Here is a 610-nt window from a genome sequence, read left to right on the forward strand (position 1 = left end):
ACGTCGTTCGCAATATGTAGAGTTTCGGCAGCCTGTGAAACGCTTAGCGATTGAGAGGCAGTCATATGCCTCATATGCGCGCTGAGCCAGGCCTGCCATTCATCACTTCCCAGTCGCCACTCCCCAATCACACCGGCATCCGATTTAGCTTTGAATGAAACGGACAAGGTGCCTTCCTGAATTGCTTTGAAAAGGTGAGCTACCCCTTCCCCTGACATGAAGGGATGACGGAGTGCATCACTCAAGGAGAGGGTGCTCGAACTTGATCGTCGATGTTTGATGCATGCGTTGGAGATGTCGAACGATTTTGTATCGATCCACCACGATTGTCCCGCTGCGGGTCGACCGCCTCGGAAAGAAAAACAGCCGTTTTTGCATAGCACTTTGATGGTATTGACTGGCAGCTTTAGTTGATGGGCTGCTTGCGCAATATTCAACAAGGGAGGCAGGGTAGCGGCCAGGTGCCTAGCTTGTATCAGATCGACGGCAATCGTCTTGTTGCCGCATGCAGAGATGCCTCTGTATCCGTGAAGCTCGCCTTCGGCGATCAACCTTTTTAGCAATGGAACGTTAAGGTTGAGTGCCTTTGATGCGACCTCCAAGGAAGCCA

General features: G+C 51.8%; 1 protein-coding gene. It reads right to left on the minus strand.

Annotation, left to right across the window (positions count from 1 at the left end; all coding sequences use genetic code 11):
* Positions 1–610 (minus strand): hypothetical protein (locus HT737_RS31465; RefSeq protein WP_220459578.1); only part of this gene is annotated, 610 nt, incomplete at both ends.

It is taken from the genome of Pseudomonas sp. MD195_PC81_125 (assembly GCF_014060985.1).
GTDB classification, from domain to species: Bacteria; Pseudomonadota; Gammaproteobacteria; order Pseudomonadales; family Pseudomonadaceae; genus Aquipseudomonas; species Aquipseudomonas parakoreensis.